Annotated in this window: 16 protein-coding genes and 1 pseudogene; 8 read left to right on the forward strand and 9 right to left on the reverse strand. The window is 69.9% G+C overall.

Translation table 11 applies throughout. The annotated features are described in order from the left end of the window. Positions 1–134: 134 nt before the first annotated feature. Positions 135–989 carry a polyamine aminopropyltransferase gene (gene speE, locus IE075_RS14040; RefSeq protein WP_189457719.1) on the reverse strand — a complete coding sequence of 285 codons (855 nt, stop codon included), beginning with the start codon at positions 987–989 and terminating at the stop codon, positions 135–137. Between the two features lie 183 nt (positions 990–1,172). Here speE and speA point away from each other — a divergent pair, with 183 nt between their 5' ends. Both speA and IE075_RS14050 read left to right on the forward strand, forming a co-directional pair. Continuing rightward, a complete protein-coding gene (gene speA / locus IE075_RS14045; protein WP_189457720.1) occupies positions 1,173–3,083 on the forward strand; it encodes an arginine decarboxylase in 1,911 nt (636 codons plus the stop codon). Positions 3,084–3,224: 141 nt separating this feature from the next. Then, the gene (locus IE075_RS14050) at positions 3,225–4,079 is read left to right on the forward strand and encodes an NAD(P)-dependent oxidoreductase (RefSeq protein WP_189457721.1); all 855 of its coding nucleotides are present in this window, start codon (positions 3,225–3,227) and stop codon (positions 4,077–4,079) included. A gap of 9 nt (positions 4,080–4,088) precedes the next feature. Here the strand turns inward: IE075_RS14050 and IE075_RS14055 are convergent, their stop codons facing one another. The 4 genes from IE075_RS14055 to radC all read right to left on the reverse strand — a co-directional run bounded on the left by IE075_RS14055 (position 4,089) and on the right by radC (position 7,820). Beyond that, the gene (locus tag IE075_RS14055; RefSeq protein WP_189457722.1) at positions 4,089–4,553 is read right to left on the reverse strand and encodes a hypothetical protein; all 465 of its coding nucleotides are present in this window, start codon (positions 4,551–4,553) and stop codon (positions 4,089–4,091) included. Next, positions 4,550–5,350 (reverse strand): SPOR domain-containing protein, encoded by an 801-nt coding sequence (locus IE075_RS14060; RefSeq protein ID WP_189457723.1) that lies wholly within the window; start codon positions 5,348–5,350, stop codon positions 4,550–4,552. Before IE075_RS14060 ends, IE075_RS14055 begins: the two co-directional genes overlap by 4 nt. After that, positions 5,351–7,039 (reverse strand): arginine--tRNA ligase, encoded by a 1,689-nt coding sequence (gene argS, locus IE075_RS14065; RefSeq protein ID WP_189457724.1) that lies wholly within the window; start codon positions 7,037–7,039, stop codon positions 5,351–5,353. Between the two features lie 106 nt (positions 7,040–7,145). Next, entirely contained in the window at positions 7,146–7,820 is a 675-nt protein-coding gene (gene radC / locus IE075_RS14070; RefSeq protein WP_189457725.1) for a RadC family protein, read from the reverse strand. A 194-nt stretch (positions 7,821–8,014) separates the two neighbouring features. Between radC and coaBC the strand changes: the two are divergent. The 3 genes and pseudogenes from coaBC (at position 8,015) to IE075_RS14085 (ending at position 12,182) form a co-directional block, all read left to right on the forward strand. Next, positions 8,015–9,249: pseudogene (gene coaBC, locus IE075_RS14075) on the forward strand (bifunctional phosphopantothenoylcysteine decarboxylase/phosphopantothenate--cysteine ligase CoaBC). A 52-nt stretch (positions 9,250–9,301) separates the two neighbouring features. Beyond that, positions 9,302–9,769: a dUTP diphosphatase gene (gene dut / locus IE075_RS14080; protein ID WP_189457726.1), complete on the forward strand. Its 468-nt coding sequence runs from the start codon at positions 9,302–9,304 to the stop codon at positions 9,767–9,769. Positions 9,770–9,806: 37 nt separating this feature from the next. Next, a complete protein-coding gene (locus IE075_RS14085; protein ID WP_189457727.1) occupies positions 9,807–12,182 on the forward strand; it encodes a phosphomannomutase/phosphoglucomutase in 2,376 nt (791 codons plus the stop codon). Between the two features lie 95 nt (positions 12,183–12,277). Here IE075_RS14085 and IE075_RS14090 read toward each other — a convergent pair whose 3' ends face one another. Further along, a complete protein-coding gene (locus tag IE075_RS14090) occupies positions 12,278–12,946 on the reverse strand; it encodes a hypothetical protein (RefSeq protein ID WP_189457728.1) in 669 nt (222 codons plus the stop codon). Between the two features lie 108 nt (positions 12,947–13,054). Next, entirely contained in the window at positions 13,055–13,720 is a 666-nt protein-coding gene (pyrE, locus tag IE075_RS14095; RefSeq protein ID WP_189457729.1) for an orotate phosphoribosyltransferase, read from the reverse strand. Between the two features lie 136 nt (positions 13,721–13,856). Between pyrE and IE075_RS14100 the strand changes: the two genes are divergently transcribed. Further along, positions 13,857–14,639: an exodeoxyribonuclease III gene (locus tag IE075_RS14100; protein WP_189457730.1), complete on the forward strand. Its 783-nt coding sequence runs from the start codon at positions 13,857–13,859 to the stop codon at positions 14,637–14,639. Further along, the gene (locus IE075_RS14105) at positions 14,636–15,949 is read left to right on the forward strand and encodes an AmpG family muropeptide MFS transporter (protein ID WP_189457731.1); all 1,314 of its coding nucleotides are present in this window, start codon (positions 14,636–14,638) and stop codon (positions 15,947–15,949) included. Before IE075_RS14100 ends, IE075_RS14105 begins: the two co-directional genes overlap by 4 nt. Positions 15,950–16,167: 218 nt before the next feature. Here the strand turns inward: IE075_RS14105 and IE075_RS14110 are convergent, their stop codons facing one another. Further along, positions 16,168–17,328, reverse strand: a complete 1,161-nt coding sequence (locus IE075_RS14110; RefSeq protein ID WP_189457732.1) for an anhydro-N-acetylmuramic acid kinase — start codon at positions 17,326–17,328, stop codon at positions 16,168–16,170. Positions 17,329–17,331: 3 nt separating this feature from the next. Further along, positions 17,332–18,777 (reverse strand): peptidoglycan DD-metalloendopeptidase family protein, encoded by a 1,446-nt coding sequence (locus tag IE075_RS14115; RefSeq protein WP_189457733.1) that lies wholly within the window; start codon positions 18,775–18,777, stop codon positions 17,332–17,334. A gap of 174 nt (positions 18,778–18,951) precedes the next feature. On the opposite strand from IE075_RS14115, the gene tyrS reads away from it, so the two are divergent. Continuing rightward, on the forward strand, positions 18,952–20,190 hold the full coding sequence (gene tyrS / locus IE075_RS14120) for a tyrosine--tRNA ligase (RefSeq protein ID WP_229792538.1): 1,239 nt from the start codon (positions 18,952–18,954) through the stop codon (positions 20,188–20,190). Positions 20,191–20,394 lie beyond the last annotated feature (204 nt).

Raw genomic sequence — 20,394 nt, forward strand, 5'->3', positions numbered from 1 at the left:
ACGCAGCCTTCGATGTCCCCCCAGCACCCGCATGACGTCCCGCCTCGACAAGAGCCGGCGGGTTCACGGACGCAGCGCCGTTCAGCACGCGCGTCCGTGGGCCGGCCAGGGCGGCCGGCACGGGTGTGCCGGATTCAGCCCAGCGCGCGCGCCACGAACGGCGGCAGCGTCTGGGCCCCCCGGTGGATATCGGCACTGTAGTAGTCGGTCTTGAGCCCGTCCGTGCGTGCGTCACGTTCGCGGAAGGAAAAGTTCGCACCCGCGGACTTGCGCGCCATCGTGCAGCTCCACCAACCCGTCGGGTAGCACGGCTGCGGGAATGGCAGGGTCTGGAACGACTGGAAGCCGGCCTTGCCCATCTCCGCGCGCATTTCCTTGATCAGCTCGATGAGCATCAACGGCGATTCGGACTGCTGAACCAGGATGCCGTCCTCGCGCAGCGCGGCGAAGCAGCTCTCGTAGAACGACTTGTTGAACAGCCCCTCGGCCGGGCCGACCGGGTCGGTCGAGTCCACGATCACGATGTCGACGCTGTTCGGGGCGCAGTTCTTCATGTACGCCACGCCGTCATCGAACAGCAGCTGCGCGCGCGGGTCGTGGTTCGACTCGCACAGCTCCGGGAACCACTTCTCGGCCATGCGCGTGACCTGCTCGTCGATGTCGCACTGCACGGCCGTCTCGACGCCGGGGTGCTTGAGCACTTCGCGCAGCGTGCCGCAGTCGCCGCCGCCGATGATCACCACGTTCTTCGGGGCGTCATGGGTGAACAGCGCCGGGTGGGACATCATCTCGTGATAGAAGAAGTTGTCCTTCGTGGTCAGCATCATCGCGCCGTCGATGAGCATCAGGTTGCCCCAGTCCGTGCTCTCGAAGATCTCGATCTTCTGGAACTCCGACTGCACCTCGTCGAGCTTGCGCGTGATGCGGTAGCCGATCGCCGAACCGGTCGGGTCGAAGTTCTCGTAGTGCCAGTTCGTCTCGCTGCTCATGCCAGTTCGTCCGGTGCGGCCGCCACGTGTCGACCCCGGCGTATCGCTCGGCGGTCGCGCATCAATGGGGCCAGGTGAAAGGGGCGCGAATTGTAGCGGCCGCGTGGGTGAGAACGCCGTGTCCGGTCGGAGCGGATGCGGGCGCTAGAATGCGCGTCCTTCACGCAACCGGACGCACCGCCGATGGCCGAGTGGTCGATCGAACAGGCCCGCAGGACGTACTCGATCCCGCCCTGGGCCGAGGGCTATTTCGACGTCGACGACGCCGGCCGCGTGATCGTGCGTCCGCGCGGCACGGACGGCACCGCGGTCGCGCTGCCGCAGGTCGTCGACGAAGCGCGCGCGAACGGCGCGAAGCTGCCGCTGCTCGTCCGCTTCCCCGACATCCTCGGCGACCGCCTGCGCAAGCTGCAGAGCGCGTTCGCGCAGGCGATGGACGACACCGGCTACTCGGGCGGCTACACCGCCGTGTACCCGATCAAGGTCAACCAGCACCGCGGTGTCGCCGGCACCCTGGCCGAGCGCGGCGCCCGCGACGGCGCACCGGCCGGCACGCAGTTCGGCCTGGAAGCCGGCAGCAAGCCCGAGCTCATGGCCGTGCTCGCGCTGTCGCAGCCGGGCGGGCTCATCGTCTGCAACGGCTACAAGGACCGCGAGTACATCAGGCTCGCGCTGATCGGTCGCAAGCTCGGGCTCGAGACGTTCATCGTCGTTGAAAAGCCCTCCGAGCTCACGCTCGTGCTCGAAGAAGCCAAGGCCCTCGACGTCACGCCCGGGCTCGGCGTGCGCATGCGCCTGGCGAGCCTCGGCGCCGGCAAGTGGCAGAACAGCGGCGGCGACAAGGCGAAGTTCGGCCTGAGCCCGCGCCAGGTGCTCGACCTGTGGCAGCGCCTCAAGGACGTCGGCATGGCCGATGCGCTCGGCCTGCTGCATTTCCACATGGGCTCGCAGATCTCCAACGTGCGCGACATCGCGAACGGCATGCGCGAGGCGACGCGCTACCTCGTCGAACTCTCGCAGCTCGGCGCGAACGTGCGCTACATGGACGTCGGCGGCGGCCTCGGCATCGATTACGAGGGCACGCGCTCGCGCAGCTACTACTCGATCAATTACGGCATCTCGCAGTACGCGCTCAACATCGTGCAGCCGCTCGCCGAGGCCTGCGCCGAGCACGGGCTCACGCCGCCGCGTATCGTCACCGAATGCGGCCGCGCGATGACCGCGCACCACGCGATGCTCATCGCGAACGTGTCCGAAGTCGAGCGTGCGCCTGAAGGCGCGGTGCCGCCGACGAGCGACGACGAGCCCGCGGTGCTGCGCCACCTGCGCGCGGTGCACGACGAGCTCGACGCGCGTCCGGCCGTCGAGCTGTTCCATGAAGCCGTGCACCACCACAGCGAAGGCCTCGCCGCGTATGCGCTCGGCCAGATCGACCTCGTCGCGCGCGCGCGCCTCGACGATCTGTTCTATGCGGTCGCGAACGCGGTGCGCGCACGCCTGAGCCCGAGTCAGAAGAGCCACCAGGCCGTGCTCGACGAGCTCAACCAACGGCTCGTCGACAAGCTGTTCGTGAACTTCAGCGTGTTCGAGTCGATGCCCGATGTCTGGGCGATCCAGCAGGTGTTCCCGATCGTGCCGATCGAGCGCCTCGACGAAGCGCCCGACCGGCGCGGTGTGATCGCCGATCTCACCTGCGATTCGGACGGCCGCATCGACACCTACGTCGAGCACGAGACGCTCAACACCTCGATGCCGGTGCATGCACTGCGCGCGGGCGAGAGCTACCGGCTCGGCTTCTTCCTCGTCGGTGCGTACCAGGAAATCCTTGGCGACATCCACAACCTGTTCGGCGACACCGATGCGGTCGAGGTGCGCCTCGACGGCGACGGCTACGCGCTCGAGCAGCAGCGTCGCGGCGACACCACCGACGTCATGCTCGACTACGTCGGCTACCGCCTCGACGAGCTGCGCGCCGCGTACCGCGCGCGGGTCGCCGGCGCGGGACTGCCCGCCGACGAGGCCCAGCGCCTCGACGCGGCGCTTGAAGCCGGCCTCACGAGTTACACCTACCTCGACGATACGCCGCTCGACTGAGCCAGGCCGCGGGGCGGCGGGCGGGCTTGTTGCGCCGCCCGCACGCCGCGTATGCGCGCTGTTTCGTCAACTGCCTATTCGTCCACCATGTGACGCCACGACGGCCGCGGGCCGCCGTGCCGGGTTCGCCAGGAGTTCTGCATGAAAGTCGGTCTGATCGGTCTGGGTGCGATGGGTGCGCCGATGGCGCGGCACCTGCACGCGCGCGGCCTGCTGTGCGCGGTCGGTAACCGCACGCAGTCCAAGGCCGATGCGCTCGCGGCCGAACTCGGCGTCCGCGCCGCGCGCTCGGCGTCGAACTTCGCCGACTGCGACATCGTCGTGCTGTGCGTCTCGCTCGATGCCGACGTGCTTGAGAACGTCACCGCGCTTGCGGATGTGCTCAAGACCGGCGCGCTCGTCGTCGATCATTCGACGATCGCGATCGACACCGCCAAGCGCGCCGCCGCGAAGCTCGGCACGCACAACATCGGCTTTCTCGACGCGCCGGTCTCGGGCGGCGCGGAGGGCGCGCGCAACGGCACGTTGTCGGTGATGGTCGGCGGTGATGAAGCGCTGCTCGAGCGCGCCCGCCCGCTGCTGGAAACCTACGCCGCGCGCATCACCCACATGGGCGCGACCGGCGCCGGCCAGGCGGCCAAGGCCGTGAACCAGGTGCTCGTGGCCGGCATCAACGAAGCCGTGTGCGAAGGCCTCGCGCTCGGCGAGGCGCTGGGGCTCGATGCCGAGCGCCTGCTGCCCACGCTGATGGCCGGCGCGGCCGGCAACTGGTTCCTCGACAAGCGCGGCGCGACGATGCTGCGCAGCGAGTTCGCGCCGGGCTTCAAGTGCGCGCACATGCTCAAGGACCTGCGCATTGTCGAGGCGATCGTGCGCACCGCGGGCGTGCGGGCCTCGACCGTTGCCCAGGCGCGTGCCGATTACGCCGAACTCGTCGAACGCGGTCTCGGCGAGGCCGACACCTCGGCGCTGATCGAGCTCAAGCGCCCGCTCTGAGCGGGCTGTTCAGCGGCCTGCAGCGGCGCGTCGACGCGCCAGCCGCTCGCCTGCCCACGCGCCAAGGCCCGCGGCAAGGAGGCTGGCGACAAACGCGAGCGCGTTGTGGCGCAGCACCTCGCCGAGCGGCAGCGGCGACGCGACGCTGCCGCCCGGCGCGAGATACAGCGCGGCAACAATCGAGATCCACACCACGGCCTGCAGCACGACGGCCACGATGCGGAACCGCGCGCTGCGGGCGAGCAGCCCGCCGGCAGCCATCGCGACGAACGCGGTGAGCACGTCCGCGAGTGACAGCGCGCCGATCGGCGTGGCGACCTCGCGTGCAAGCGTGGCCCCCACGATCTGGACCATCAGGCTGGCGGCAATCATGACCACGAGCGCGACCAGCGCCGCGGCCAGCAGGCGTGCGGCGCTGCCGTCGGCGCCGAGCGCCGCGGACAGCGTGCGCGGCGGCGGGCGACGCGGCGTCATTCGACCTTGATCGCCATCGCGGGCAGGCCGCCGGTGGCGAGCTTGCGCTTGGCTTCCGCCAACTCGCTTGCGCTGCCGTACGGCCCCATGCGCACGCGGAACACGGTCTTGCCGCCGATCTGCGCGGACTCCACGCGGGCGCCGACGCCGAGCATCGCGATCTTCGCCTTGAGCTCTTCGGCCTGGCCCGACGCGGCGAACGCACCGGCCTGCAGCAGGTAGCGCGTGGTGTCATCGGCAGGCGCGGGCTCTGCGGCGGACGTCTCGGTCGCGGCCGGCTCGGCGGTGCGCGCCGGGGGCGTCGTCGGTGCGGTCGCCGGCGGGGCCGTCGCCGGGCGCGCGGTGTCCTCGACCGGTGCCGGCAGCGCGGCGTCACGCGCCGGTGCCGCAGCGGCCGCGTCGGCGGCTGCAGTGGCCTTCGCGTCACGGGCAGCTTCCGCGCGCGCAGTCTCGGCGAGTTCGGCGTCGCTGAGCGGCACCTCGCGTCCCGGCAGCAGCGTGTAGAAATCGAAGTCGGTCTGCTTGCGCGCAGGCGCGGCATCGCGCTTCGGCTCGGTCGCCGCGCGCTCCGTCGCCTCCGGCGCGCCGAGTTCGTCGTCCGCGGTCTCGACCGGGGCCGGCTGCGCATCCGGATTAGCACGCGGGCGCAGGAAGCCGTCGCCGTCGTCCTTGAGCACCTTCGGCGCCGCGAGGATCAGCACGATGCCGACGATGAGCCCGAACACGCCCCAGGCCCAGCCGGGCAGGCCGCCGTTGCCATCATTGCGACGCGCCTGCGTCTTGCCACGCTTGGTCACTTACATCACCTCGGGCGCATGCACGCCCAGTAGACCCAGGCCGTTCGCGAGCACCTGGCGCGTCGCAAACGCGAGCGCGAGGCGGGCGTTGCGGACGTCGGCGTCGTCGACGAGGAACTGGTGTTCGTTGTAGTACGTCTGGAACGTCTGCGCGAGTTCGAGCAGGTAGGCCGCGATCTGGTGCGGCTCGAGGTCCCGCCCTGCGGCTTCGACCACGTCGGGATACCGCATCAGCGTGACGATGAGTTCGCGCGCGGCGACGTCGTCGAGATCGAGTGCCTGCGAAAGACCGGCATCACGGTCGAACGCAAGCCCGCGCTCGCGCAGCTGGCGCTCCAGCCCGTGCATGCGCGCATGCGAGACCTGCACGTAATAGACCGGGTTGTCCATCGACTGGCTGCGCGCGAGGTCGATGTCGAACGTGAGCTGCGAATCGGGCTTGCGGGCAATCAGGAACCAGCGCACCGCGTCGCGGCCGACCTCGTCGACGAGGTCGCGCAGCGTGAGGTAGCTGCCGGCGCGCTTGGAGAGCTTCACTTCCTCGCCGCCGCGCATCACGGTGACCATCTGGTGCAGCACGTATTCGGGCCAGCCCTTCGGAATCCCGACATCGAGCGCCTGCAGGCCGGCGAGCACGCGGGCGAGCGAGCCGTGGTGATCGGCGCCGAGCTCGGTGATCGCGCGCTCGTAACCGCGCTGCCACTTGCTGAGGTGGTACGCGACGTCGGGCACGAAGTAGGTGTACGAGCCGTCGGACTTGCGCATCACGCGGTCCTTGTCGTCGCCGAAGTCCGTCGTTCGCAGCCACAGCGCGCCGCCGTCCTCATACGTGTGCCCGCACTCGGTGAGCCTGCGCACGGTCTCTTCGACCTTGTCGTCCGCGTACAGCGAGGACTCGAGGAAGTACACGTCGAACGACACGCCGTACGCGGCGAGGTCGCTGTTCTGTTCGCGGCGCAGGTAGGCGACCGCGAAGCGGCGGATCGCGTCCAGATCGTCCGGATCCTTCGCGCCGGTGACCGCGTGGTCCTCGAACTCGACGGTGTCGCCGCGCAGGTACGCCTCGGCGACGTCCTTGATGTAGTCGCCGCGGTAGCCGTCTTCGGGCCAGCCCGCATCGTCCGGGCCGCGGCCCTGCGCACGGGCCTGCACCGAGATCGCGAGGTTGTTGATCTGCGCGCCGGCGTCGTTGTAGTAGTACTCGCGCGCCACTTCCCAGCCGTTCGCTTCGAGCACGCGCACGATGCAATCGCCGATCACCGCTGCGCGGCCGTGGCCGACATGCAGCGGGCCGGTCGGGTTAGCCGACACGTATTCGACGCCCGCGCGGTGGCCTTCGCCGGACGCGTTGCGGCCGTAGCGCTCGCCCTGCGAAAGCACCTCGCCGAGCTGGCGGCGCCAGGCGCCTTCGGCCACATGGAAATTGATGAAGCCTGGGCCGGCGATCTCGACGCGCGCGATCTCGTCGTTCGCGGGCAGGGCGTCGACGAGCGCCTGCGCGATCGCGCGCGGGTTGGATTTCGCGGGTTTGGCGAGCAGCATCGCGGCGTTCGTCGAGAAGTCGCCCTGCGCGAGGTTCTTCGGGCGCTCGATGACGAAGTCGGGGGCGACGAGGTCGGCCGGCAGCGTGCCGGCGGCGCGCAGCGAGTCGATGGCCTGCGCGACGAGCGCGCGAACGGTGGATTTCACGATGATTCCGGGCCCAGCAAGGGGCAGGCATTGTACGCGAGCGCCTGGGCGCGGCCGCTCCGGGCGCGGGCAGGGTCGGGGTTCGCGTTCGGGTTTGGCGGCGCGGCTACACCCAGCCGCGCGCGGCCATCGACACCGGCGGCCCGTCGCCGATCACGAAGTGATCGAGCAGGCGCAGATCGACGAGCGCGAGCGCCTGCTTGAGGCGGGCGGTGACCGCGCGGTCGGCCGCGCTGGGCTCCGGGTTCCCGCTGGGGTGGTTGTGGCCGACGATCACCGCCGCGGCGTTGTGCGCAAGCGCGCGCCGCGCGATTTCGCGTGGGTGCACTTCCGCGCCGTCGATCGTGCCGCGGAACAGCTCTTCGAACGCGATCGTGCGGTGTCGCGTGTCGAGAAACATCGCCGCGAACACCTCGTGCGGCAGCCCGCGCAGGCGCTGGGCGAAGTAGAGCCCGGCCGCGTGCGGATCGGTCAGGGCGGCGCCGCGCTCGAGCTGCGCGCGCAGATGGCGCTGGCCAAGCTCGAGCGCAGCCGCGAGCGCGCAGGCGCGAGCGGGGCCGAGGCCCGGCAGTTTTGCAAGCTGCGCAGGCGGGCAGTCGAGCAGGACGCGTAGCGGGCCGTGCGCCGCGAGCAGTTCGCGTGCGGTCGACACCGCATCGCGGCCGCGCAGGCCCGAGCCGAGGAAGATCGCGATGAGCTCGGCGTCCGAGAGCGCCGCCGCGCCGCGGGCGAGCAGCTTCTCGCGCGGACGCTCGTCGGCGGGCCAATCGCGGATGTGCATCAGGGGCTCCGGGGCGTTCGAAGTAACGGGCGGCCGGTTGCGCACGGGCACGGCGCAATAGGCCTTCGGTGCGCCCGATGCCCGCGGCGTTGCGGGCGGTCCGCGGTGCGATCGGCGTGTGGGCAGCATGCCGCCGCGTCCCGGCACGCGGCATCGGGCAATACGAACGCTTCGGGTAAGCTGTCGCCCGCTCGCTGCGTCGGAATTTTCTTCAAGTGACGGCCCTGCACGGTCAGAACCTCCTGCTCTGCGTCTGCGGTGGCATTGCCGCGTACAAGGCCGCCGAACTCGTCCGCCGCCTGCGCGACGCGGGCGCGACCGTGCGCGTCGCGATGACCGAAAACGCCGGCCGCTTCATCGGGGCGGCGACGCTGCAGGCGCTCAGCGGCGCCCCGGTGCGCGACGATCTTTGGGACGAAACCGCCGAGGCCGCGATGGGCCACATCGAACTCGCGCGCTGGCCCGACCGCATCGTCATCGCGCCGGCCACCGCGAACACGATCGCGAAGCTCGCGCACGGCTTTGCCGACGACCTCGTCAGCACGCTGTGCCTCGCCACGCAGGCGCCGATCGCGATCGCGCCGGCGATGAACCGCGTGATGTGGGCCCACCCGGCGACGCAGGCGAACGTCGCCACGCTGCGCGAACGCGGCGTCGCCGTGTTCGGCCCGGCTGCCGGCGAGCAGGCCTGCGGCGAGGTCGGCGAAGGCCGGCTGCTCGAACCCGAGGCGATCGTGCGCCTGCTCGAGGCCATGCCATGACCGCGCGCGGCCTGGATTTCGCCGAACGCCGCGTGCTCATCAGCGCCGGGCCGACGTTCGAAGACATCGACCCGGTGCGCTTCATCGGCAACCGCAGCAGCGGCAAGATGGGCTTTGCGATCGCGCATGCGGCCGCGCGTCGCGGCGCGCGCGTGATGCTCGTCGCCGGCCCGGTCTCGCTGCCGACTCCGGACGACGTGCAGCGCATCGACGTGCGCTCGGCCGCGCAGATGCACGCCGCCGTGCTCGGCCAGCTGCCCGCTGATGTCTACATCGGCGCCGCTGCAGTCGCGGACTACACGCCGCGCGAGCCGGCGGCGATCAAGCTCAAGAAGCGCCCGGGCCAGGACACGCTCACGCTCGAACTCGTGCGCACGCCCGACATCCTCGCCGAGGTCGCCGCGCATGCGCAGCGCCCGCGGCTCGTGGTCGGCTTCGCGGCCGAGACCGACCGCGTCGCTGAGTACGCGCGCGGCAAGCTCGTCGCAAAGAAGGTCGACCTCATCGCCGCGAACCGCGTCGGCGTCGCCGGCTGCGGCTTCGAGAGCGACGACAACGCGCTGTCGGTGCTGTGGCCCGATGGCGGCTGCGAGCTCGGTCCGGCGCCGAAGGGCGAGCTCGCCGACGCGCTGCTCGATGTGATCGCTCGCCACTGGGCGTCGCGCTGAGGCCGTCGGCGACGACGCCGCCTGCATGGCGATCTGCGAGACTCGACCTCCAATGACCGCCTCGCACCGAACGCTCGAACTCAAACTGCTCGATCTGCGCTTTGGCGCGGAATGGCCCTTGCCGCAGTACGCGACCGACGCGAGCGCCGGTCTGGACCTGCGCGCGGCGCTCGATGCGCCACTCGCGCTCGCGCCCGGCGATGCCGCGCTCGTGCCGTCGGGCTTTGCGCTGCACATCGGCGATCCCGGCCTGTGCGCGGTCGTGCTGCCGCGCTCGGGGCTCGGGCACAAGCACGGCCTCGTGCTCGGCAACGGCACCGGGCTGATCGACGCCGACTACCAGGGCCCGCTCCTGATCAGCATGTGGAACCGCGGCCGCGAGGTTTATACGATCCAGCCGGGGGACCGCATCGCGCAGCTCGTCGTGCTGCCGATCGTGCGGGCGCGGCTGCAGGTCGTGGACGAATTCGAGGCGAGCGCGCGGGGCGCGGGCGGCTTCGGCCACACCGGCGTGCGCTGATGCGCGTCGGCCCCGTCAGGCATCACGGAGTGCATCGATGGTCGATCTGAACAACGCGCGTCCACGCTTGCGGCCCGAGCAGGTGCGCCTGCTGCTGGGCGCGCTCGCTGCGCTGTGCCTGCTGCTGGCCGGCTGGTTTGCCTGGAGCGCGTGGGAGCTCCACCGCGCCGAGACGCGCCGCGCCGATGTGCAGGCCGCGCGCGATGCTGCAGTCGACGCGGCCCGCACCGCGTTGGTGGCCGACAAGCGCCGGCTCGCCGAGCGCGTGGCGCAGCCCGCACTGCGCGTGGCGGTCGAGCGAGGTGACTTAGAGGCCGCCGGTCGGCTGCTTGTGCAGGACTGGCCGGGCGCGACGCAGGGCATCGTGATGGCGCCCGATCTCGCGCCCGCGTACGCGCCACTCGCAGGCGGTCAGCCGCCGCGCGGCGCGTACGGTCGCCTGAGCGTGCTGGAAGCCGCCCTCGTCGAGGACGGCCCGGTGTCGGCCATCGTCCACGAAGGCAGCGCCCCGAAGCTCGCACTCGCAGCACCGGTGCGCATCGGCGCCGGCGATCTGCTCGGCGGCGTGGCGCTCGTCGAACTGCCGCTCCAGCGCATGAGCGGCGGCCTGGACGCTGCGACGGTCCCGGACGGCGGCTACCTCGCGCTGCGGCAGGGCACGGCGAGCGTCGTCGAAGTCGGCGACGCGACGCTCTCGAACGGCGCCGAGGCGCTCGCGCGCAAGATCGACGGCAGCGACCTGCGCGTCGCCGCCGCGGTGCCCGACACCGCCGGCGGCCCGCTCGGGCTCGGTGCGCTCGGCAGTGCGATCGCGGCGCTCGTGCTGCTCACGCTCGCCGCCGCGCTGGGGCTCGGCCCGCGCATGCTCGCGCGTCGCCGCGGCGAGTCGATCGAGGGCGACGGCCCCGGACACACGCTTGCCGAGGCGCTGCAGCTTGCGGCCGCGCAGGCCCCCGCAGCGACGCGCAACATGCCGGCCGGCGCGCCGCCGGCCACGCCCGAAGACCGCGCGGCCGAGCCGGACGCAACGGTCTCGAACGTCGACCGCGGCATTTTCCGCGCGTACGACATCCGCGGCATCGTCGGGCAGAACCTCGATGCCGACGTCGCCGAACGCATCGGCGAGGCAATCGGCACGGTCATGCACGAGCGCGGCCTGCGCGAGATCGTGGTCGGTCGCGACGGCCGCCTGTCGGGGCCGGCGCTCATCGAAGGCCTGATCCGTGGCCTGCGCACGACCGGGCGCGACGTGATCGACATCGGCCTTGCGCCGACGCCGCTCGTGTACTTCGGCGCGTACCAGCTCAACGCGGGCTCGTGCGTGTCGGTGACCGGCAGCCACAACCCGCCCGATTACAACGGTTTCAAGATCGTCATCGGCGGCGAGACGCTGTCGGGCGATGCGATCGTCGAGCTGTTCCATCGCATCGCCGGTGATCGCGTGCACCGCGCGAACGCGGCCGGCGCGCTGCGTCATCAGGACATCGGCGAGGACTACGTGCAGCGCATCGCCGCGGACGTGCAGATCGAACGCCCGCTGCGCGTGGTCGTCGACGCCGGCAACGGCGTGGCCGGCGACATCGCGCCGCGCGTGCTGCAGGCGGTCGGCGCCGACGTGATCCCGCTGTACTGCGAGATCGACGGCACGTTCCCGAACCACCACCCCGACCCGAGCGAACCGCACAACCTCACCGACCTCATCGCGGCGGTGCGCCGCGAGGGCGCCGACCTCGGCGTCGCATTCGACGGGGACGCCGACCGGCTCGGCGTGGTCACGCGCGACGGGAACATGATCTACCCCGATCGCCTGTTGATGCTGTTCGCGGCCGACGTGCTGGAGCGCAACCCGGGCGCGCTCGTGATCTTCGACGTCAAATGCACCGGGCGGCTGCCGGGCCACATCCTGCGCCACGGCGGCAGCCCGCTGATGTGGAAGACCGGACACTCGCTGATCAAGGCGAAGATGCGCGAGACCGACGCCGAGCTCGCGGGTGAGATGAGCGGCCACTTCTTCTTCAAGGAGCGCTGGTACGGCTTCGACGACGGCATCTACGCCGCCGCGCGCCTGCTCGAGATCCTCGCCGCGCAGCCCGGCACGCCGTCGGACACGCTCGACGCCTTGCCGAATGGCATATCGACGCCGGAGATCAAGGTCGACGCACCGGCCGGCAACCCGCATGCATTCGTCGAGCGTTTCCGCGGCGAGGCCGTATTCGAAGGCGCGCGCCTGTCGACGATCGACGGGTTGCGCGTCGACTGGCCCGACGGCTGGGGCCTGGTGCGCGCGTCGAACACGACGCCGGTGCTGGTCATGCGCTTCGACGCGGACTCCGAGGCGGCGCTTGCCCGCATCCAGGGCGTGTTCCGCGAGCAACTGCTGAAGCTGCAGCCGGATCTCGTGCTGCCGTTCTAGTCGGCCGCGCGCCGCCGGTCCCCGGAAACGCAACAGGCCCGCAGTGCGGGCCTGTTTCATGTGCGCTGCCGGAGCCCGACGCGACGCCCGGTGCCTCAGCCGCCGTTGCCGCCGGCCGCTGCGTCCGCCGCGGAGATCTTGAGCGCGCGGTAGCGCGCGAGCGTGTCGGCAAACTCGCCCTGGACCTCCGCCGCTTCGCGCTGGTGGTCCGTGAGCAGGCGCTGCTGGCGTTGCAGCTCGGCGTGCTGGGTGCGGATGTTATCGCCGAGCGGCTTTGCGACCGGCTTGCCCATGAGCTCGGCCTCGCCGGCCCGGCGCAGCAGGCTCAGCAGGCTCTGGCGCAGCCCCGTGACCGCCATCCGCGACGACTGCAGCGTGCCCTGGCTCAGCGACAACCGATGCTCGTACGCCCGCCGCAGTTCCGCCTCGGACGCGTAGGACTCGACCATCGCGAGTTCGCGCCGTTTCTGCGCCTCGGCCGCCAGTGCAGCTTGGCGTTCGGCCTCCGCGCGCGCGGCCGCCGCGGCGCGCTCATCGGCGCTCAGGGCGCGGTCGACGCGTCCCGTCGCCAGGCCGCTGCGGGCACTGATCTCGGTGCGCGCGCTGTCGACGGCGGTCGCGGGCAGCGCATCGCCGCAGACCTTGCTGCCGTTCTCGTTCCAGCAATACAGCTTCTTCGCTGCGCCGTCGCCGTTTCGTTGCGCGGCGGCAGGCCCGGCCAGCGCGACAAGCGCGGCGGCGGTCCACCACAGGGTTCGATGCATCGGCCCGGTCCCCCTTGAACAGGTCGTCTCGCGATCGTCAACCGATCGCTTCACAGATTCAAGCCGGCCGCGCGCCAACGCGGACCGGCGACACAGTCTGAGGCGGCGTCAGCCGCCGCTGCCGTAGCGCGCGCGGTAGGCGAGCAGCGCCTCGCGCTGCGCCGCCAGGCCGGCATCCGCCTCGGCGAAGCCGAGCAGGTCGTCGAGCGTCGCGACCGCCACGACCGGCAGGCCGTGCTCGTGGGCCACGGTCTCGGCCGCAGAGCGGCGCGCGCCCGGCGCGATGTCGACCCCGCCGGCCGCTTCCTGCCGGTCGAGCGCGATCACGATGCCGGCCGCGGCGCCCCCGGCGTCGCCGATGAGCGCGAGCGCCTCGCGGATCGCAGTGCCCGCGGTGATCACGTCGTCGACGATCAACACGCGCCGGCCCTCGAGCGGAGCGCCGATCAGTCGGCCGCCCTCGCCGTGCGCCTTCGCCTCCTTGCGGTTGAACGCCAGCGGCAGATCGCGCCCGCGGCGCGCGAACTCGCACGCGAGCACGGTCGCCAGCGGAATGCCCTTGTACGCCGGGCCAAACAGCAGGTCGTACTCCACGCCGGCCGCGTCGACCGCGTCGGCGTAGCACCGCGCCAGCTCGGCCAGCGCCGCGCCCGAGTCGAAGCGGCCGGCGTTGAAAAAGTACGGGCTCGTGCGGCCGGACTTGAGCGTGAATTCGCCGAAGCGCAGCGCGTCGGCGCGCAGTGCGAGATGCAGGAAGCGGGTGCGATGGTCCATCGGCTTGAAGCTCGGGCGTCCAAAGCCGGCATCGTAAAGCAGGGCCCGCGTCACATGCGCGGGTCGGATCGCGATCACGGATCGGATAGGCTGCACCGTCGCTCGCGACCGCTTTCCCCCAATCGATCCAGGCTTCATGCGCATCATCAGCTTCAACGCCAACGGCCTGCGTTCGGCCACCAACAAGGGCTTTTTCGACTGGTTCGCCCAGCAGCACGCCGACGTGCTGTGCGTGCAGGAGACGAAGGCGCAGGAGCACCAGCTCGCCGACGCCCGCTTCCGGCCGGACGGCTACCACGTCGCGTTCCGGGATGCCTCGACGAAGAAGGGCTACAGCGGCGTGGCGATCTACAGCCGCCGCGAGCCCGACGAGGTGCGCACCGAGATGGGCTGGGCCCCGTTCGACGAAGAAGGCCGGTACATCGAGGCGCGGTTCGGCAACCTCAGCGTGGTCTCGTTCTACATCCCGTCGGGCTCGTCTCGCGAGGATCGACAGGCGTTCAAGCTGCAGGTCATGGACTGGCTGCGCGCGCACCTCGATGAATGGCTCGCCTCGGGCCGCGAGTACGTGCTGTGCGGCGACTGGAACATCGTGCGTTCGAAGCTCGACATCAAGAACTGGACGAGCAACCAGAAGAACTCCGGCTGCCTGCCCTGCGAGCGCGACTGGCTCAACGGCGTGTGCTGCGACAAGACCGGCTGGATCGACAGCTACCGCGCGCTGCACCCAACCGGCCAGGACTACACCTGGTGGAGCAACCGCGGCGCGGCGCGCGCGAACAACGTCGGTTGGCGCATCGACTACCAATTTGTAACGCCGGGCCTGCGCGAGCGCATCCGCGCCTGCGCGATCGAGCGTGAGCGGCGTTTCTCCGACCACGCCCCGTTCATCGTCGACTACGGAATCGAACTGCCATGAGCACCGCCGCCCACGCCGACGACGCGCCCACTTCATACAAGGGCTGGGCCGGCATCAAGCGTGCGTTCGGTACGCCGTCGGCGCTGACGATGATGCTGCTCGGCTTTGGCAGCGGCCTGCCGTTCTTGCTGATCGCCTCGTCGACGCTGTCCACTCGCCTGCGCGACGTCGGCCTCGACCTCGGCAGCATCGGCCTGATCAGCCTTGCGAGCTTCTTCTACCTGCTCAAGTTCGTCTGGGCGCCGCTGATCGACCGCTACGCGTTCCCGCTCACCGCGTTCCTCGGCCGTCGCCGCTCGTGGCTGCTGGCCGCGCAGGTGCTCGTAACGCTGAGTCTCGTCGCGCTCGCATACGAGCAGCCGCAGTTGGGCGTCGGCGGGCTTGTGCTCTGGGTGCTCATCGCCTCATTTGCGGGTGCGACGCAGGACTCGGCGGTCGACGCCTACCGCATCGAGATCGCGCCGCCGTCGGCGCAGGCCGCGCTCGCGGCGACCTACACGCTCGGCTACCGCATCGGCCTGATCTGCGCGGGCGCGGGCGCGTTGTATCTCGCCGAGTTCGGCGGCTGGACGCAGGCCTATCTCGTCATGGCCGGACTGATGGCGTTGCCGATCATCGCGACGCTGCTGAGCCGTGAACCGGTCGCGCCGGTTTCGACCGTCGAGCGGCGCATCGATTTCGTCGGCGCGTTCTGGCAGCCGTTCACGAGCTTCTTCAGTGCAAACGGGCTCGCGCTCGGCCTCGCGCTTCTCCTGTTCGTCGGCCTGTTCAAGTTCCCCGATCAGGTCATCGGCGTCATGGCCGGCCCGTTCTACCTCGACTCGGGCTACACCAAGGCCGACATCGCAACCGTGTCCAAGCTCTACGGCGTGTGGACCGGCATCCTCGGCGCATTCGCAGGCGGGCTTGCAGTCGCCGCGTTCGGATTCCGGCGCATGCTGTTCGTCGCCGCGATCGCGGTCGCGCTGTCGAACATCGCGTTTGTGCTGATGGCGCAGAACCCGTCGGAGATCTGGGCGTTCTACGCCGCGATCACCGCCGACAACCTCTCGCAGGGCTTCGCCGGGACCGTGCTCGTCGCATTCATGTCCTCGTTGACCGATCGCAACTTCACCGCGACGCAGTACGCGCTGCTTGTCTCGCTCGCGAACTTGCCCGGCAAGTTCGTCGGCGGTGTGTCGGGCTTCATGGTCGAGGCGACGAGCTACACGACGTTCTTCGTGTTCAGTGCGCTCACGGTCGTGCCGACGCTGCTGCTGCTCGCTTGGCTGTGGCCGCGCATCCGCGAGGCATCGGCCGACCACGCGTAATCCTCGAGCGCGGCGGCGGCTTTTCGAGGCATCGCGGCCCGCGCGGCCTACGTGCCTGCCTGAGCCGTGCCGGGTGCGGCGTCGGGCGCAGTCAACGGGTGTCCGACGCGTGTCGATCGAGCAGGCGCTGGGCTGTACACGGGCAAGGGCAGGGCGGCGCAGCCGTGTCGCCTTTTGTTGCCGCCAACCATGATCGGTGGCGAGTGTTTCCTGGGTGCTCAGGCCCGGTGCAGTGCCCCAAGCACGCGCAACCCCCGCGCCCCCGTGACCGCAAGCAGGTTCCCCGGCCGGCCCAGCAGTGTCTGCCGCGCGAGCCACGCGAACGCCATCGCCTCGACAAAATCCGGATCCAGCCCGTGCGCGGCCGTCGATTCGATCGCAACGCCCGGCAGCCGTGCGCCGATGCGCGCAAGCAATGCCGGGTTGCGCACGCCGCCGCCGCAGGCCAGCACCCGACGCGTCGTCGGTTGCGTCGCACGCAGCGCATCGGCAATCGTCGCCGCACTGAGCTCGAGCAGCGTGGCCTGCACGTCCGCCACCGCTTCGTCGCCGCGCAGCCGGGATGCGAGCCAGTCGAGGTGGAAGTGCTCGCGCCCGCTGCTTTTCGGCGGCGGCTGCGCGAACCACGGCTCGTCGAGCAGCCGCGCGAGCAATGCCCCGTCGATGCGGCCGCTTGCGGCCAGCGCGCCGCCCTCGTCGTAGGGCCGGCCGGTGTGGCGCAGGCACCACGCATCGAGCAGCGCGTTCGCCGGGCCGGTGTCGAAGCCGCGCACGTCGCCGCTCGCCGGCAGCAGGGTGAAATTGGCGATGCCGCCCAGGTTGAGCACCGCGCGGTCTTCCGCGCTGTCGTGCAGCAGCGCGGCGTGGAAGGCCGGCACCAGCGGCGCCCCCTGGCCGCCTGCGGCAATGTCGCGCCGGCGGAAATCGGCCACGGTGTCGATACCCGTGCGCTCGGCGATCACGCTCGCGTCGCCGATCTGCCATGAGAACGGATACCGGCCGTCAAACGCGGCGCCGGCCGGGCGATGCCGGACGGTCTGACCGTGCGAGCCGACGGCCACGATCCGGGCGGCCTCGACGCCTGCGCCGTCGATGACCTCGCGCGTGGCTGCGGCGAATGCTTCGCCCACCTGCACGTCGAGCGTGGCCAGTTCCTCAAGTGAGCGCGCGTCGCCGCCCTGTCCCAGGTCGACCAGGCGGGCGCGCAGCGCCGGTTCCCACGGGGCCGTCAGCGCGTGCACGAGCTCGCAGCGCAGCGCGTCGTCGTCATGCTCATCGAACCGCACGAGCGCGGCGTCGATGCCATCGGCGCTGGTGCCGGAAATCAGCCCGACGAACAGCCCCGCGCGCGCGCGCTCGGGTGCATCGCCGCGCTGCATGGATCAGGCCTTCGGACGCGGCTTGGCGCCGTCCGTCTTCTTCGCGACACGCTCGTTGGACTTCGACTCGTCGCCGACGTCTGCGTAGATGATGTTCTCGACTTCGCGGATCCGCTCGAGCGCCGTGCTCGTCTGGGTGCGGAACTGCGCCAGCGCCGCGCCGCTGAGCGGCTCCGGCGGCGGCATCGTGATCGACAGCGGGTTGCGGTGCACGCCGTTGACGCGGAATTCGTAGTGCAGGTGCGGACCGGTCGACATGCCCGAGCTGCCGACATAACCGATCACCGCGCCCTGCGAGATGCGCTGGCCGGCCTTGTAGTTGCCGAACTTCGACATGTGCCCGTAGAGCGTCGTGTAGCCGCGGCCGTGATCGAGGATCACCGCGCGGCCGTAGCCGCCCTTCCAGCCGACGAACTGCACGCGCGCATCGCCTGCGGCCATGATCGGCGTGCCAGTGCCGGCCGCGTAGTCGACGCCCTTGTGCATGCGCGACGTGCCAAGCACCGGGTGGCGGCGCGTGCCGAAGCCCGAGGTCAGGCGCGCGTACGGGATCGGCATGCGGATGAAGCTCTTGCGCAGCGAACGGCCGTCCGCCGTGAAGTACTCGGGCTTGCCGTTGCGCTCGAAGCGAAAGCCCGAGTGCAGCTTGTCGCCGGTCGTGAACGTGGCCGCGAGCACAGGGCCCGTGCGGATCAGCTCACCCTCGCGCCAGGTCTGCTCGACGACCACGCTGAAGCGGTCGTTCGCGCCGACGTCTTCGCGGAAGTCGATGTCGTACTTGAACATCTCGTCGGTCAGCGTGTTGACGTGCGAACCGGTGAGCCCGAGCTTGCGCGCCGAGCGGTACAGCGAGCGGCCGACCTTGCCGCTGATCACGACCGTGCGCGTCTCCGTCGGGCGCTCGATAACGGTTTCGCGCACTTCGTCGCCGACCAGCGTGAGTTCGACACGGTGCGAGTCGTCGCGGTCAAAGCGCAGCGCACGCAGTCCGCCGTTGACCGGCAGGTCGAGCCCGAGTTCAGTGCCCGGCTTGAGGCGGGTCAGCGCCGGCTTAACGCCGGGATGCTCGAGCAGCAGATGCATCGTCGATGCGGGCACGCCATGTTCTTCGAAGATCTTGCCGAGCGTCTGGCCGCGCTGCACATGCACGATCTGCCAGCTGTCGCCGTGCTGCCCGGTCCGACGAGCCGTGGGCAGCGGCGGCAGCGGCAGCGCCATCGAGTAACGCGTCACTTCGACCGTCGCCGGTGCCTGCGGATTGAAGCCCGGGACAATCGCAGCCACGAGCATGCCGATCGTGGCGAACAGGCTCGCCTGCGCCCACTGTCGACGCGACCAGCGGCCGGTGAATCCATCCGAAAGGTGGCGCGCGATCACGGGACGATGCAGCGCAGCCTCGCGCTTGGCCCGTAAGCGCTCGCGACGCTCGATGTCGGAATGGGTGTTCATTGGTGGACTTCCCCGTACGCGAAGATGTGTAGGTGGCGTAACGGGGCTAACATAGACACGCGAGCAAGTCGCGTCAAACCCTTGAGGCGTCAGGTTTTTTTGATTACGTCTCAGTTTAACGACGCTTTAACTTGTAATTCCGCATAACGTCGCATTCATATTCCGAGCCTGCCCGTGCCTCCTGCTATTTCGACCCCAGATTCCGCTGCAATTTCCGATGCGCTCGAGCTAATTGCGCGGGGTGCCGATGAAATTCTCAAGCGCGAGGAGCTCGAAGCGCGTTTGAAGCTCGGCCGTCCGCTGCGCATCAAGGCCGGCTTCGATCCGACCGCCCCTGATCTGCATCTCGGTCATACGGTCCTGCTTAACAAGCTGCGGCAGTTTCAGGACCTGGGCCATCAGGTGATCTTCCTGATCGGCGACTTCACCGGAATGATCGGCGACCCGACCGGTAAGAACATCACCCGCAAGCCGCTTACCCGCGAGGACGTGCTCGCCAACGCGCAGACGTATGCCGAGCAGGTCTTCAAAGTGCTGGACCGCGAGCGCACGGAAGTGCGCTTCAACTCGGAATGGTTCGGCCAGATGACGGCGTCCGACATGATTCGGCTGGCTGCGCAGCACACCGTGGCCCGCATGCTCGAGCGTGACGATTTCGCCAAGCGGTACGCGGCCCAGCAGTCAATCGCAATCCATGAGTTTCTATACCCGCTCGTGCAGGGCTACGACTCGGTTGCGCTCGAGGCCGACGTCGAGCTCGGCGGCACCGACCAGAAGTTCAACCTGCTCATGGGGCGTGGGCTGCAGGAACACCACGGCCAGCCGCCGCAGGTTGTGCTGACGATGCCGCTACTTGAAGGCCTCGACGGCGTGCAGAAGATGAGCAAGTCGCTCGGCAACTACATCGGCATCAATGAGCCCGCGATCGACATCGTCACCAAGACGATGAAGATCGACGACGCACTCATGTGGCGATGGATCGAACTGTTGAGCTTCGAGATCTCGATTGCCGACGTTGCACGCCTGCGCAAGGACATCGAAGCGGGCCAGCTCAACCCTCGTGACCTCAAGCTGCGGCTGGCGCGCGAGCTCACCACCCGCTTCCACGGAAACGCAGAGGCCGAGCGCGCCGTCGAAGGCTGGAACGCCGCGGTCCGGGGCCAGGGGGACACCAATGCTCTGCCGCTCACCCGGCTCGTGGTGCCGACCGAGGGCCTGCGGATCGCTGCATTGCTGACCCAGGCCGGCCTGACGCCAAGCAACTCTGAGGGCAACCGCAAGCTTAAGGAGGGGGCGGTCCGCATCGACGGCGAGGTACTTGAGGACGCCCAGCGCATTTTCATGCCGGGCTTTGAAGGCGTCCTCGCCGTCGGCAAGCGCAGCTTCGCCCGCGTCCGCCTCCAGGAAGCCTGAACCCTTCATCGCAGCGTGGCTTGCTGTTGAGCTGCTACCCCTTTTCAAACGCCCATGATCTGCGCACAATGCGCGCCCGCTCTCGCTGCGGCCCGCTGGTAAGGGGGGGCGCAGTTGAGGCAGGTTCACCGGGTGGTTAACGGAGGGGCTTGCAAGGCGGCTGCAACATCCGCATAATGTGCGGCTCGCTGACGAGAAAGCCTA

This window comes from Cognatilysobacter bugurensis (assembly GCF_014652095.1).
GTDB lineage: Bacteria > Pseudomonadota > Gammaproteobacteria > Xanthomonadales > Xanthomonadaceae > Cognatilysobacter > Cognatilysobacter bugurensis.